At 72.2% G+C, this 13,841-nt stretch carries 10 protein-coding genes and 1 other RNA gene; 2 read left to right on the top strand and 9 right to left on the bottom strand.

Annotated features, from left to right (window positions below; genetic code table 11):
* Nucleotides 1–193 precede the first annotated feature (193 nt).
* The 6 genes from CRP49_RS18265 to CRP49_RS18235 all read right to left on the bottom strand — a co-directional run bounded on the left by CRP49_RS18265 (nt 194) and on the right by CRP49_RS18235 (nt 8,992).
* Entirely contained in the window at nt 194–1,345 is a 1,152-nt protein-coding gene (locus CRP49_RS18265; RefSeq protein ID WP_097254329.1) for a uroporphyrinogen-III synthase, read from the bottom strand.
* 163 nt (nt 1,346–1,508) lie between these two features.
* Nucleotides 1,509–2,891, bottom strand: a complete 1,383-nt coding sequence (locus tag CRP49_RS18260) for a NarK/NasA family nitrate transporter (protein ID WP_097254328.1) — start codon at nt 2,889–2,891, stop codon at nt 1,509–1,511.
* A gap of 162 nt (nt 2,892–3,053) precedes the next feature.
* Nucleotides 3,054–4,304 carry an acyltransferase gene (locus CRP49_RS18255; RefSeq protein WP_097254327.1) on the bottom strand — a complete coding sequence of 417 codons (1,251 nt, stop codon included), beginning with the start codon at nt 4,302–4,304 and terminating at the stop codon, nt 3,054–3,056.
* The gene (locus tag CRP49_RS18250) at nt 4,301–6,475 is read right to left on the bottom strand and encodes a glycosyltransferase (protein ID WP_097254326.1); all 2,175 of its coding nucleotides are present in this window, start codon (nt 6,473–6,475) and stop codon (nt 4,301–4,303) included. The genes CRP49_RS18255 and CRP49_RS18250 overlap by 4 nt, the downstream gene beginning before the upstream one ends.
* 19 nt (nt 6,476–6,494) lie before the next feature.
* Nucleotides 6,495–7,802, bottom strand: coding sequence for a hypothetical protein (locus CRP49_RS47480; protein WP_143670005.1), 1,308 nt, complete (start codon nt 7,800–7,802; stop codon nt 6,495–6,497).
* Nucleotides 7,803–8,026: 224 nt separating this feature from the next.
* Nucleotides 8,027–8,992, bottom strand: coding sequence for a LysR family transcriptional regulator (locus CRP49_RS18235; RefSeq protein WP_097254323.1), 966 nt, complete (start codon nt 8,990–8,992; stop codon nt 8,027–8,029).
* An 83-nt stretch (nt 8,993–9,075) separates the two neighbouring features.
* On the opposite strand from CRP49_RS18235, the gene CRP49_RS18230 reads away from it, so the two are divergent.
* Nucleotides 9,076–10,368: an MFS transporter gene (locus tag CRP49_RS18230; RefSeq protein ID WP_097254322.1), complete on the top strand. Its 1,293-nt coding sequence runs from the start codon at nt 9,076–9,078 to the stop codon at nt 10,366–10,368.
* A gap of 105 nt (nt 10,369–10,473) precedes the next feature.
* The gene (locus tag CRP49_RS18225; RefSeq protein ID WP_179851667.1) at nt 10,474–11,484 is read left to right on the top strand and encodes a LacI family DNA-binding transcriptional regulator; all 1,011 of its coding nucleotides are present in this window, start codon (nt 10,474–10,476) and stop codon (nt 11,482–11,484) included.
* A 93-nt stretch (nt 11,485–11,577) separates the two neighbouring features.
* On the opposite strand, the gene ssrA is transcribed toward CRP49_RS18225, so the two are convergent.
* The 3 genes from ssrA to CRP49_RS18210 form a co-directional block, all read right to left on the bottom strand.
* Nucleotides 11,578–11,946, bottom strand: a transfer-messenger RNA (tmRNA) gene (gene ssrA, locus CRP49_RS18220).
* A gap of 89 nt (nt 11,947–12,035) precedes the next feature.
* The gene (smpB, locus tag CRP49_RS18215; protein ID WP_097254321.1) at nt 12,036–12,578 is read right to left on the bottom strand and encodes an SsrA-binding protein SmpB; all 543 of its coding nucleotides are present in this window, start codon (nt 12,576–12,578) and stop codon (nt 12,036–12,038) included.
* 57 nt (nt 12,579–12,635) lie between these two features.
* On the bottom strand, nt 12,636–13,814 hold the full coding sequence (locus CRP49_RS18210) for a S41 family peptidase (protein ID WP_179851666.1): 1,179 nt from the start codon (nt 13,812–13,814) through the stop codon (nt 12,636–12,638).
* Nucleotides 13,815–13,841 lie beyond the last annotated feature (27 nt).

The following is a 13,841-nucleotide window of genomic DNA, read 5'->3' as shown; positions in this document are numbered from 1 at the left end:
GGCGTGCTCCGGCAGTGTCCGTAGTTCCTTCCGGCGGGAGTGACGCAGTCGCATGCAGCCACAACTCCCCTCGCTCAGAGGCGAGTTCACATTCTCGGGCAGCCGTGGCGGTCGAGGGAGGGCGAGGCGGGGGGAGCTGGGGGAGCCGAGGGGGCGCGTAGAGAAGCCCCCGCTCCGCCGAGCGGAACGCCTCTTACGCGTCCGCGTACTTCGCGTCCGCCGCCGGGTCCAGCGCCAGCCGGTACCCCCGCTTCACCACCGTCTGGATCAGCTTCGGCGCCCCTAGCGCCGTACGCAGCCGGGCCATCGCCGTCTCCACCGCGTGCTCGTCGCGGCCGGCGCCCGGCAGCGCGCGCAGCAGCTCGGCCCGGGCCACCACCCAGCCCGGGCGCCGCGACAGCGCCCGCAGCAGGGACATGCCCGCCGGTGGCACCGGCTTCAGGTCGCCGTCCACCAGCACCGCGTGGCCCCGGATCTCCACCCGATGCCCGGCGATCGGCAGGGACCGTGCCCGCCCGGGCAGTTCCTGGCACAGCAGCTGTACGAGCGGTCCGAGCCGGAACCGCTCGGGCTGTACGGTGTCCACGCCCGCCGCCTGAAGCGGCAGCGCGGTGACGGGGCCCACGCAGGCGGGCAGTACGTCATGGCCCAGCGCGACCAGGACCTCGCCGAGCAGCCCCCGCGCCTCGGCCCGCGACAGCAGGGACGCGGCGGCCGGCGCGCTGGTGAAGGTGAGCGCGTCCACCCCGCGCGAGACGACGGCGTCCAGCAGCCGGTCGACGGGGCCTATGTCCTCCGGTGGCATCCAGCGGTACACCGGCACCGGAAGGACCTCCGCGCCCCCGACCCGCAGCGCCTCGACGAACCCGGGCAGCGGCTCGCCGTGCAGCTGTACGGCGATCCGGCGCCCGTCGACGCCCTCCTCCAGCAGCCGGTCGAGCACCTCGGCCATGGACTCGCTGGACGGCGACCACTCCTCGGTGAGCCCGGCGGCCCGGATGGCCCCCTTCACCTTGGGCCCGCGGGCCAGCAGCTCCACGCCCCGCAGCCGGTCGAGCAGCTGCTCCCCGAGCCCCCACCCGTCGGCGGCCTCGACCCAGCCCCGGAACCCGATCGCGGTGGTGGCCACCACGACGTCCGGCACGTGATCGATGATCTCCTTGGTGGCGGCGAGCAGTTCACCGTCGTCGGCGAGGGGCACGATGCGCAGAGCGGGCGCGTGCAGGACCGTGGCCCCACGCCGCTGCAGCAGCGCGCCCAGCTCGTCGGCACGGCGCGCGGCGGTCACACCTACGGTGAACCCGGCGAGGGGTCCCTGTTCGGGTTGGTGCTTCTGGTCGTACATGGCTCTCCTACCTGGCCCGCATGCCGAACGAGCCTGTCAACGGCTCGTGACAGGCTCGGTTCGGCTTGATGTCCACGGTGTTACCGATGCCGGGTTCCACCTGGACCGGCCGATGTGATCTTCGGCCGGGGATCCGGGGGTTGCCCCCCGGATGGGCACAGCGTCACACCTCGGCGTAGCTGAGCTGCGGCTTGGCCTCGGCGGCAGCCGTGGCCTGGGCCTGCGTGGCCGGGCGGCGAAGGTATACGGCCCACGTCACCGCGAAGCAGACGGCGTAGAAGGCGAGGAAGGCGACGAAGGCGCCCGTGCCGGAGCCGTAGGAGAGGAAGGACTGGCGGAAGGCCATGTTGATGCCGACACCACCGAGCGCGCCGACGGCTCCGATGAGCCCCATGGCGGCACCGGACAGACGCCGGCCGTAGGCGGCCGCCTCCTCGCCCTGGAGCCCCTTCGCGACGGCCTTCGCCTGGAAGATGCCGGGGATCATCTTGTACGTCGACCCGTTGCCGAGCCCGCTCAGCACGAACAGCACGACGAAGACCGACACGAACAGCGGCAGCGACTTCTGCATGCTGGCGAAGACGAGCACGGCGGTGGCGGCGGCCATGCCGACGTAGTTCCAGAGGGTGATGCGGGCCCCGCCGTAGCGGTCGGCGAGCCAGCCGCCGACGGGCCGGATGAGGGAGCCGAGCAGCGGGCCGATGAAGGTGAGGTAGGCGGCCTGCAGCGGGGTGCGCCCGAACTGGTTCGTCAGCACCTGCCCGAAGGCGAAGCTGTAGCCGATGAACGACCCGAACGTGCCGATGTAGAGGAAGGACATGATCCAGGTGTGGGCGTCCTTCGCGGCGTCCTTGGCGGCGCCGGTGTCGTTCTTCACGGAGGCGAGGTTGTCCATGAACACCGCGGCGAGGACGGCGGCGACGACGATCAGCGGGATGTAGATGCCCAGCAGCAGACGCGGGCCACCGCTGGCCCCGATGATGGCGAGGGACACCAGCTGGATGACCGGCACGCCGATGTTGCCGCCGCCGGCGTTCAGCCCGAGCGCCCACCCCTTCTTCCGCAGCGGGAAGAAGGCGTTGATGTTGGTCATGGAGGAGGCGAAGTTGCCGCCGCCGATGCCCGCGAGCAGGCCGACCAGGAGGAAGGTGTCGAAGGAGGTCCCCGGCTTCATCACCGTGAACGCGGCGACGGTCGGCACCAGCAGCAGACCGGCCGAGACGATCGTCCAGTTCCGCCCGCCGAAGATCGCGACGGCGAAGGTGTAGGGGACGCGGACGACGGCGCCGACCAGCGTGACCATCGAGGTCAGCAGGAACTTGTCCGCCGGGGTCAGCCCGTACTCCGGGCCCATGAAGAGCACCAGCACGGACCACATGGTCCAGATCGAGAATCCGATGTGCTCGGAGAGGACGGAGAAGATCAGGTTCCGGCGGGCGACCTTCTCGCCGGTCGCGTTCCAGAAGGTCTCGTCCTCCGGATCCCAGTGCTCGATCCAGCGGCCTCCCCTACTGCTCGGGGCGGGGGCTGTACTAGGGGCTGTCATGACGCCTCCACGGTGCTCCGGGGCTCAGGTGGTTCGGGGTGATGAGCGGTGATGAGTCCCGAAGGTAGGGAGGGCGCGTTTCCTGCCTGTGCCTGTGGGTGACCGGAAGGGAACGTTGCTCTCACTCGCGGAGCAAGGCGTCGGTGAGGGAAAAAATCGGGCTCAGGCGGGCCTGCGCCGGCCTCCCCCGCGCTTCACACCGTCCGGCCACAGGCGTGGGCTGCGCTTCGCGGCGATGTCCTCGACCCAGCCGAACCAGACGATGCAGCTGCCGATGAACACCCAGGTGATCGCGAGGACCGGCCAGGAGCTCTCCAGCAGCCAGGAGAAGTGCAGGTACATCACGTCGACCTGCCACAGCTGGTCCCACAGCGTGGCGGCGACCAGGATGCAGAGGTTGTGCCAGAGGTAGATCGTCACCGCCCGGGAGTTGAGCAGGGTGACGATCCGGTCGAAGGGGCGCAGCCAGCGGGGCCACTCCGTCCAGGAAGGGCTGACGTGGAGGAGCAGCAGCACGGTCGCGAAGGACCAGAGGGACTGGGCGAACGGGATGTCGTCCAGGTCATGTCCCGGCCGGAAGCCGTGGGTCAGCGCGTACCACAGGCCCACGGCGGCGATGGCCGGAGCCACCGAGGGCACGACATAGCGGGGGACGCGCTTCAGGACGCCTTCCTGGTGCGCCATGCCGAGGATCCAGCAGGCACCGAAGGTGCTGTAGTCGGTGAGGGCTGAGGGGATGCGGTCCCCGGGCAGGGTGAGGTAGCCGAACTCGAAGGCGGCCGAGAGCGCGATCGGCGACAGGATGGTCGCCCAGGGCAGCGCCCGCAGCGCCTTGAGCAGGAACGGGGACAGCAGGACGTACCAGAGGTAGGCACGGATGTACCAGAGCGGTCCGGCCAGCTCCGCTCCCCAGTCCGCGCCGAGGATGCCGTGGATGCCGCGCAGGCCCTCGGCGTACGGCGGGTCGCTCAGCGGCAGGATCCAGAAGCCGAGGTGGAGCCACCACCAGCCGGGGTGTCCGTCGTCGCCCGGGCTCCAGCCCTGGAGCACCATGCCGGTCACCCCGAGGGCGCCGAGCAGCCACAGCGGGGGCAGCAGACGGCGCAGTCGGCCGCGTACGACCTGCAGCGGAGGGCGCTTGAGCGAGCGGGCCATGAGGTTGCCCGCCAGGGCGAACATCACCCCCATGGAGGGGAAGACGACGGGCAGCCAGGCCCAGCCCATCAGGTGGTAGAAGACGACACGGAAGAGAGCCACCGCCCTCAGGAGGTCGAAGTACCGGTCGCGCCCGGGTGCGCGGCCCTGTTGCTCCGGCCGCGGCGGCAGGGTGGACTCGTCCGTGCCGGAGGGCAGGGTGGGAACGGTCACGTGCTGGGCTTCCTGGGTGTTCGTGTGTGCGGGCGGGGTGGTCATCCGGCCGGCCTCCCGTTCACGACGGGCCGGGCGGGCTGGTTCGGGGGAGCCGCGATGCCGCCCGTGCGGCGCAGCTTCTGCCAGCGCAGCCGGCCGCCGGTGAGGGCCGTGATCCAGGACTGGAGCAGTACGACGTACATGAGCTGGCGGTAGAGGATCTGCTGCAGGGGCAGCGAGATCAGCGGGGTCAGCGGCTCACGGTCCAGCAGGAAGGCGTAGGCCGCGCAGGCCGCCTGGACCGCGAGGACGCCGAACCAGGCCGCGATCGTCTTCTCGGTGGGGCCGAACACCAGGCCGTAGACGAGGAAGATGTCGATCAGCGGGGCCAGCAGCGGGGCGACGACCATGAAGAGGGACACCAGGGGCAGACCCACGCGGCCGAACCGGCCGGAGGGGCCGCGCTCGAAGAGGGCGCGCCGGTGCTTCCAGATCGCCTGCATGGTGCCGTACGACCAGCGGTAGCGCTGGGACCACAGCTGCTGGACGGACTCCGGCGCCTCGGTCCAGGCGCGGGCCTTCTCCGCGTACACCACGCGCCAGCCGTCACGGTGGAGGGCCATGGTGATGTCGGTGTCCTCGGCGAGCGTGTCGTCGCTCATGCCGCCGACCCGTTCCAGGGCCGAGCGCCGGAAGGCACCCACGGCGCCGGGGATGGTCGGCATGCACCGCAGGACGTCGTACATGCGGCGGTCGAGGTTGAAGCCCATCACGTACTCGATGTGCTGCCAGGCGCCGATGAGCGTGTCCTTGTTGCCGACCTTGGCGTTGCCGGCGACGGCGCCGACCCGCGGGTCGGCGAAGGGCTGCACCAGTTCGCGTACCGTGGCCGGCTCGAAGACGGTGTCGCCGTCCATCATCACGACCAGGTCGTACCGGGCGTTCGCCAGGCCGCGGTTGAGGGCGGCCGGCTTGCCCGCGTTGAGCTGCCGGATCACGCGGACGTCGGGCAGCCCCAGCCCCTCCACGATGCGGGCGGTGCCGTCCGTGGAGCCGTCGTCGATGACGAGGACCTCGATCGGATGCTCGCTGCGCATCAGTGAACGGACGGTGTCCTCGATGCACTTGGCCTCGTTGTAGGCCGGGACCAGCACCGACACCGGCTCGGTGACCGGTCGTTCGCCCCAGCGGAAGCCTCGGCGACGGGTGCGGCGCGCGTGCACGGCGGACAGGAGCAGCATCAGGCCGAAGCGCGCGAACACCAGGAAGCCGATGACGGCGAGGCCGACGACGAGGAACCCGGTGATGTGGTCCGACGCCTTCACCAGGAGGACCCATGCCTTGCCCTTCCACAGCTCCAGGCCGGTGACCGGGGTGTCCGCGCTCGGTGCCTTCAGTGCCTCGGTGAGGGTCTGGAACGCGTAGCCCTGCTGCTGCAGTCGGGGCAGGAACCTGTCGAGTGCCTGGACGGTCTGGTGGCGGTCGCCGCCCGAGTCGTGCATGAGGACGACCGCGCCCTTGCCGCCGTGGGGCGTGGCCCTGCGGATGATCTCCTCGACGCCCGGCCTGCGCCAGTCCTCGCTGTCGGTGTCGTTGACGACCGTGAGGTAGCCGCGGCTGCCGACGTACTCGGTCACCGGCCAGGACCTGTCGTCCATGGCGTCCGCGGAGGAGGAGTACGGCGGCCGGAACAGCGAGCTGCGGATGCCGGCCGCTCCGGCGAGCGCCAGCTGGTTCTGGGACAGCTCCCAGTCGATGCGCTGCGTGGAGTGGTACGAGAGGTCGGGGTGGTCGAAGGTGTGCAGGCCGACCTCGTGGCCCTCGGCCACCATGCGCCGGACGAGGTCCGGGTAGCGCGAGGTCATGCTGCCGGTGACGAAGAAGACGGCGTGCGCGCGGTGCTTCTTCAGGATGTCGAGGACCTTCGGCGTCCAGGTCGGGTCGGGGCCGTCGTCGAAGGTGAGGACGATGCGGTGGTCGGGCACCCGCAGGCTGTCGGCGCGGCCGCCCCGGGTGTCGATGACCGGACCGCCGTCGAGGATCTTCTCCGGCACCTTGTCGCTCGCCGCCTCGGGCCGCACCCGGTGGTCCGCGAGGATCTCGTTGTGCACGTATCCGCGCAGCATGAGCATCGCCAGGGTCGCGCAGAGGACCAGGATCGCCAGCAGATGGCGCAGCGGCAGCCGGGGGCGCCGGGCCGACGGGATGGTACGGCGACGGAAGCGTGAAGCCATCAGAGGGTGTTTCCCCTGGTCAGAGTGTGAACGTGGGACGCGGGTGCCGGTGCCTGCCGCCGGGGGTGTGGGTGCTGCCCGAGGGGGACGGCGAGGGGGCGGACGTGGTGCTGCCGCTGGTGGGGGACGGGTCCGGGGAAGGCGCGGCGGAAGAGGCCGGCGCGGACGGGGAGTTCTTGCTGCCGCCGACGGTGCCGGGGGCGGAGGAGGTGCCGGCCGTCGGCTTGGTGGCGGTGGCCCTGGGGCTGGTGAGCGCGCCGGCGCCCGGGACGGAGGTGGCGCCCGCCGTGGGAGGCAGGGCCTGCCCGGTCGCCGAGGGGGTCGCGGCCTTGGAGGCGCTGGGCAGCGGCGAGCTGTCCACCTGGCGGGCCGGCTGGTCGTCGTCCTGCCCGGGCACGGGCAGCCACGGCGCGTCGGAGCTGCCCGACAGCAGGGTGGCGACGATGACGACGGCGTAACCGGCACAGGCGACGGCGACGAGCAGCCCGAGCCGGCGGAAGCGCCGACTGCGCCGACCCGACGCGTCCACGAAGACCGGCCCGTCGGAGCCGTCACGACCACTGTCGCGCGGGCCGCCGCCGGCGACCGGGCTCATCCGTGCGTCGCCTAGCTGGACGGCGTCGAGCTGGATGGTGACCTCGTGGGGGTCGTGGGTGGGTGTGGTCGGTGCGGTGGGGGCGGCTGGCGCGGCGGGGTCGCCTGGCGCGGCGGGGTCGGCCGGCGCGGTGGGGTCGGCCGGCACGGCGGGGTCGGCCGGCACGGCGGGGTCGGCCGGCACGGCGGGGTCGGCCGGCACGGCGGGGTCGGCCGGCACGGTGGCGTAGGCCGGCACGGTGGCGTAGGCCGACGTCCCGGGGAGGACGGCCGTCGCGGTGGGGCCGCCCGGCACGGTGCCGTAGGTCGGCACGGTGGCGAAGGTCGGCGCGGTGGGATCGGCGGGCGCGATGGCGTACGCCGTCGGCGCGGTGGGATCGGCCGGCGCGATGGCGTAGGCCGTCGTCGCGGTGGGATCGGCGGGCGCGATGGCGTAGGCCGTCGTCGCGGTGGGATCGGCGGGCGCGGTGGCGTACGCCGATGTCGCGGTGGGATCGGCCGGCGCGATGGGGCCGCCCGGCACGGTGGCGTAGGCCGACGTCCCGGGGAGAACGGCCGTCGCATTGGGGCCGCCCGGCACGGTGCCGTAGGTCGGCGCGGTGGGATCGGCCGGCGCGGTGGCGTAAGCCGGCGTCCCAGGGAGCAGGGCCGTCTCGGCGGCCGCGGTCAGGGCGGTGCGACCGCCCTGGGGTATCTCCGCCTCAGGGGTCGCCTGTCCCTCGTCCTCCGGCACCGGCAGATCCCGGCTCGCGGATGCGATTCGGGCACCTTCCGGTTGGGCGTCTTCTCGCCATGTTTTCACGCGCGTACATCCCCCCACGGGACATCTCGGGGTGCGCGTACGACTCCGAGCACCGTCGACCGGACCAGGCCCCCACCCGCCCCGAGCGCCCCCTGTACCACACCGTGCTCAGGCCCTGAATGTAGCGCACGCGGAGGATCCGTGTTCGCCACGCGTCAGTCGTGGAGGTTCATCACATCATCATCGATGGCCGGAATCCATCGGTCGGCGGGCTGTCGTAGCCAACCCGCGACCTTCGCGATCTCGGCCGCGGCCCTCCGGAGCGCGTCAAGACCGGGATGGACCAGCCCCTTCCGCCAGACGAGCGAGACGGGCGACAGCGGAACGGGGTCGACGAGCGGTCGCAGCACCATGCCGGGCAGGGTCGGAAAGTCCACGACGGCCAGGATCGGGTTGCCGGTCTTGGCCATGATCCGCTCGAACTCCTCGTCCCCGACCGCCAGCGGAAGAGGCGGCGCGAGCCCGATGCCGCGTCCGTCGAAGAGGCGAAGAGCCAGATCGGTCCACTCCCGGGTGCGCGGGTTCCCGGCACCGGCGTACACGGTCTCCCCGGCCAGCGCTGCCAGCGGCACAGCCGGCCGGGCGGCCAGCGGGTGGTCCTCGGGCAGCAACACGGCCATCGGCTCGTAGCGCACGGGCTGTTGCTCCAGACCGGAGCGCAGGGCCGGGTCCAGGCCGGCGAAGCGCCCGAAGGAGGCGTCGAGACGGCCGGCGAGCAGCTCGGCCGCCGCTCCGGTGAGGCCGCTCTCGTAGCGGGCCATCAGCTCGCAGTCGGGGGCGAGTTCCCGGGCCCGGTGCAGCACCCGGCGGCCGGTGACCAGGCCCGCGCTGTTGAGGTCGACCAGCAGCGGCCGGGCCTGGCCGAAGGCGGCGAGCAGGTCGTCCTGGGCGGCGAGGACCCGCCGGGCGTGCGGCAGCAGGCGCTCGCCGTCCGCGGTCAGCGTCACCTGCCGGGTGGTCCGCACGAACAGCTCGGCACCCAACTCCCGCTCCAGCCGCCGCACATCCCGGCTGAGCGCCTGCTGGGCGACGTACAGCCGGGCCGCGGCGCGGGTGAAGTGCAGCTCCTCGGCGACGGCGAGGAAGGCACGCAGGAGGCGGGGTTCTATGGCGGCGGGCATGACGGGAATTTACAACGCGGGTGCGTGAATCGACACCGAGAAGGTGTTGGACCCGGTGATCCACTCCGGGCGACCGTTGAGCCATGCCGCACCGGACCACCGAAGACACTCGACCACCGACACCGACACCGACCACATCAGCACCGATACCGACCACACCAGCACAACCCACCGGATACCGCCGCCTCTTCTCCCTCCCCGGCACCCGCGCCTTCACCGCCGGCAACCTGATCGCCCGCCTCCCCATAGGCATGTTCGGGGTGAGCGCGGTCGTGATGATCGCCGGATCCCGGGGCTCGTACGCCCTCGCAGGCGCCGTCACGGCCACCGGGCTCGCGGCGACCGGGCTGGCCGGGCCCTGGATCGCTCGCCTCGTCGACCGCCACGGGCAGGCCCGGGTCGCCGTACCGGCCACGCTGACAGCCGTGCTCGGCAGCCTCGCGCTACTGCTGTGCGTGCGCTACGACGCCCCGGACTGGACCCTGTTCGCCGCGTACGCCGCCACCGCGGCCACCCCCAACATCGGCGGCCTGTCCCGCGCCCGCTGGGCCCATCTGCTGCGCGACGACCCCGGCGCGCTGCACACCGCGAACTCCTTCGAGCAGGCGGCCGACGAGCTGTGCTTCATGCTCGGCCCGGTGCTGGCGTCCTTCCTGACCGGCACGTTCTTCCCGGAGGCGGGCACACTCGCCGGAGCCGTCCTGCTGCTGGCCGGCATGCTGCTGTTCACCGCACAGCGGGCGACCGAGCCGCCGCCGCAGGCCCGTTCGAAGGCGCCGTCGCCGCTGCGGAGCCCGGGGATGCCGCCGCTGCTGGCCTGTTTCGTGGCGACCGGCGCGGTGTTCGGCTCGATGGAGGTCGTCACGATCGCCTACGCCGACGCCCAGGGGCACCGCGCGGCGGCCGGTGTGGTCCTCGCGCTGCAGGCGGCGGGTTCCTGCGCGGCCGGCCTGCTGTACGGGGCGCTGAAGCCGGCCGGCCTCCGCCTCTCCCGGTGCCTGCTCGCGATGGCCGGGCTGATGACCCTGCCCTGGCTGGCGGCCACCACCGCCGGTTCGCTCACGGTCCTGGCGGGCGCGCTGCTCCTGGCGGGCATGGCGACCGCGCCGACGATGGTGACCGCGATGACCCTGGTGCAGAAGCGCACCCCGGCGGACCGCCTCAACGAGGGCATGAGCCTCGTCGTCACCGGCCTGCTCACCGGCATCGCGGCCGGCTCGGCGGCCGGCGGCTGGGCGGCGGACCACCTCTCCCCCGCCCTCGCCTTCGCGGTCCCGGCCGCGGCGGCGACCGTGGCCCTGTTGATCAACTGGACGGCGACGGCCGCGCGTTCAGGTCGCCGATCCCCTTCCCGCCATTCCCGTCACACCTGTTGACCCCCTCCACAGCCTCCACCTACCTTCCTCCATCGAAGCGCTTCGACGTCCCACGTCGAACGGGTTCGACGAGCGGTGCGTGACGCTCTCTCTGGAGCTGGGCTGATGGTCAAGATCACCGATGTGGCGCGGCACGCCGGGGTCTCCCCCAGCACCGTCTCCTACGCCCTCAGCGGCAAGCGCCCGATCTCCGAGGAGACGAGACGACGGGTGGAGGCGGCCGTCCGCGAGCTGGGCTATCGGCCGCACGCGAGCGCCCGGGCCCTCGCCGGCAGTCGCTCGAACGTCCTGGCCCTGGTGATCCCCCTGCGGACCGGCATCCACCTACCCGTGGTCACGCAGTTCGCGGTGTCGGTGGTGACGGCCGCCCGCCGGTACGACCATGACGTCCTGCTGCTCACCCAGGAGGAGGGCGAGGACGGGCTGCGCCGGGTCGCGGACGCGGCGCTGGTGGACGCGTTGATCGTGATGGACGTCCAACTGCACGACCCGCGGCTGCCGTTGCTGCGCGCGCTGGACCGGCCGTCGGTGCTGATCGGGTTCCCGCGCGAGCCGGCGGGGCTGACCTGTGTCGACCTCGACTTCAGGGCGGCCGCTGTGCTGTGCGTGGAGCGGCTGGCGGGGCTCGGGCACCGGGTCGTGGCGCTGGTCGGGTCGCCGCCGGAGGTGTACGTGCGGGGCACGGCGTTCGCGCAGCGGGTGGTCCAGGGCTTCACCGCCGCCGCCGACCGCAATGCGCTCGCCTCCCGCGTCCACCCGTGCGAGGCCACGCCCGCCGCCGCCCGCCGGCTCGCCGAGCGACTGCTGCGCGAGCAGCCCGCGCTGACGGGGGTCGTCGTGCACAACGAGGCGGTCCTGGAGCCGCTGATCGACGCCTTCGAGCAGCTCGGGCTGCGCGTCCCCGGCGATCTGTCGATCACCGCGATCTGCCCCGACGAGACCGCGGCGGCCCTCCGCGTGCCCGTGACCTCGGTGGCCCTGCCGTCCGCCGAGCTGGGCGAGCGGGCCGTGGACCTGCTGCTGCGCAAACTGACCGGAACCGAGGTACCCGAGGCGACCCTGCTGACTCCCCACCTGACGAACCGCGCGAGCACCGCACCCCGCGACGCGCCCTGAAGCCCTGGCAGGCTGCGGCGTCCCGGACAACAGCGAAGGCCCCGCTGCGCGTGCAGCGGGGCCTTCGCCCACATGGGGTACCCCCGGAGGGGTTCGTGGAGATGGCGGGAATCGAACCCGCGTCCAACGGTGCGGAATCAGGGCTTCTCCGTGTGCAGTCCGCTGTGATTTTCTCGGCCCCGGCGATCACGCGAACAAGTCGCCGACGGGCCCAGTCACTGTTAGATTTCCCTCTTCACCCCGTGACCGGGATCAAGGTTTAGTTCCCTAGCTGATGCCAGGATCCGGGTCGGGAACAGCCCCGGGCTGACACTTCGCAAGTCGCTACTTAGGCAGCGAGGGCGAAGGAATCGCGCTTGGTGTTGGCGATTATTTTTTGCGACATATGGTTTACGAGATCATTGCCGCTTCCTCGACACGCTTCCCCTGCTTCGACAGCCGCTGTCGAAACCGATCATCCCCATGTTGTGTTTTCAATGCACACACCGGGTTCAACCGGTGTTGGTGCCATCGTACGTGACCAACCAGCGCCGATGCCACCGTATTCCAGGCTACGCGCCCCGCTGCTTCCGCTTCGCCGCCGCGATCGCGCGGTCCGACTCACGCCGGTCCTGCTTCTCCCGCAGGGTCTGGCGCTTGTCGTACTCCTTCTTGCCTCGCGCGAGCGCGATCTCGGCCTTCGCGCGGCCGTCCCTGAAGTACAGGGCGAGCGGCACGATGGTGTGACCCGTCTCCTGGGCCTTGGACTCCAGCTTGTCGATCTCCTCGCGGTGCAGCAGCAGCTTGCGCTTGCGGCGCGCGGAGTGGTTGGTCCAGCTGCCCTGGTGGTACTCGGGGATGTGGGCGTTGTGCAGCCACGCCTCACCCCGGTCGATCTGGACGAAGCCGTCGGTCAGCGAGGTCCGTCCCTCGCGCAGCGACTTGACCTCGGTGCCGGTGAGCACGAGCCCGGCCTCGTAGGTGTCGACGATCGCGTAGTCGTGCCGGGCCTTCTTGTTCTGGGCGACGATCTTGCGCTTGCCGCCCTTCTCGCCGTCCCTGGCCTTGGCGGCCCCGCCGCCCTGCTTGGGCTGGGACTCCTTGGGTACGTACATTCCCTTGCTCATAGTGCCGTCCATTTTCGCACTACGGAGGGGTCCCGTGGCCAGCCCTTAATCGGCGTCGCCGAGGCCGGTGAGGACCGTTTCCGCCCGCTGGAGGGCCTCCGGCCCGGCTTCCAGGTCCGGGGTGATGCCCCGGCCGTCCACGGTGTGGCCGGAGGGGGTGCGGTAGTGGCCCACGGTCAGCTCGGCCACCGAGCCGTCGGGCAGCTCCGTCGGCATCTGGATGGAGCCCTTGCCGAAGGTGCGGGAACCGATCACGACCGCGCGGCCCCGGTCCTGGAGGGCGCCGGTGAGCATCTCGGCCGCGCTCATGGTGCCGCCGTCGACCAGGGCGACCAGGGGCCGGCTGGTGTCGCCGCCGGGTTTGGCGTGCAGGGCGCGCTGGGCGCCGTCGACGTCGTAGGTGGCGACCAGGCCGCCGTCGAGGAAGGCGGAGGCGGTGTCCACCGCCTCGGTGACCAGGCCGCCGGAGTTCCCGCGCAGGTCGAGCACGATGCCGGCGCCGGCCGGGGCCTGCCGTACGGCGGCGCGGACGGCTGCGCCGGAGCCCTTGGTGAAGGCGGCGATCTGGATGACGGCGACCCCGCCGGGCAGCTTGCGGACGGTCACCGAGTCCGTGGACAGGCGGGCCCGGTGCAGGGTCTCGGTCCACGCGCGCGTGCCGCGCTGCAGGCCGAGCGTGACCGTCGTACCGGCGGGCGCGTCGTCCGCGTCGCCGCGCAGTAAGGAGACCACCTCGGTGACCGGCCGGCCGTCGACCGAGTCGCCGTCGACGCTGCGCAGCCGGTCGCCCTTGCGGATCCCGGCGTCGGCGGCGGGCGAGCCGGGCTGCACCCGGGTCACCGCGATACGGCCGTCCCCCTCGCGCCGCGCCCACAGGCCGACGCCGGTGTACTGGCCGTCGAGGGCCTCCTGGAACTCCTGGTACTCGCCCTCGGAGTAGACGGCGCCCCAGCGGTCACCGCTGCGGCTGACGGCCCGCTCGGCGGCCTCCATCGGCGACTTGCCGTCGGCCATGGCCTCGGCGGCGGCCTGCCGCACGTCCTCGTGCCCGGGATCCGGGTGCGCGGCACCTGCGGCGGTCTTGCGGCCGGCAGTGCCGGCCTGGCCGGTGTCCGGGAAGGAGCCGGTGGCGGCGCCCGCGACGAGGACGCCGGCGAACACCAATGTCAGGGCGGCCCCGCGGCGGATGCGGCGGGGCTGACAGAACAGGTCGCGGCCTGACATGGCCGTGAGTCTAGGGGAACGCGAAGG

The organism is Streptomyces sp. Ag109_G2-15 (assembly GCF_900215565.1).
In the GTDB taxonomy this organism is placed as follows: domain Bacteria; phylum Actinomycetota; class Actinomycetes; order Streptomycetales; family Streptomycetaceae; genus Streptomyces; species Streptomyces diastatochromogenes.
Note: the sequence above shows the minus strand (reverse complement) of the source record. Positions and strands in the feature narration are given on the sequence as shown.

Coding starts and splice junctions, on each gene's coding strand:
- CRP49_RS18265 (WP_097254329.1), bottom strand. CDS start 1,345: ATGTACGACCAGAAGCACCAACCCGAACAGGGACCCCTCGCCGGGTTC.
- CRP49_RS18260 (WP_097254328.1), bottom strand. CDS start 2,891: ATGACAGCCCCTAGTACAGCCCCCGCCCCGAGCAGTAGGGGAGGCCGC.
- CRP49_RS18255 (WP_097254327.1), bottom strand. CDS start 4,304: ATGACCACCCCGCCCGCACACACGAACACCCAGGAAGCCCAGCACGTG.
- CRP49_RS18250 (WP_097254326.1), bottom strand. CDS start 6,475: ATGGCTTCACGCTTCCGTCGCCGTACCATCCCGTCGGCCCGGCGCCCC.
- CRP49_RS18235 (WP_097254323.1), bottom strand. CDS start 8,992: ATGCCCGCCGCCATAGAACCCCGCCTCCTGCGTGCCTTCCTCGCCGTC.
- CRP49_RS18230 (WP_097254322.1), top strand. CDS start 9,076: ATGCCGCACCGGACCACCGAAGACACTCGACCACCGACACCGACACCG.
- CRP49_RS18225 (WP_179851667.1), top strand. CDS start 10,474: ATGGTCAAGATCACCGATGTGGCGCGGCACGCCGGGGTCTCCCCCAGC.
- smpB (WP_097254321.1), bottom strand. CDS start 12,578: ATGTACGTACCCAAGGAGTCCCAGCCCAAGCAGGGCGGCGGGGCCGCC.
- CRP49_RS18210 (WP_179851666.1), bottom strand. CDS start 13,814: ATGTCAGGCCGCGACCTGTTCTGTCAGCCCCGCCGCATCCGCCGCGGG.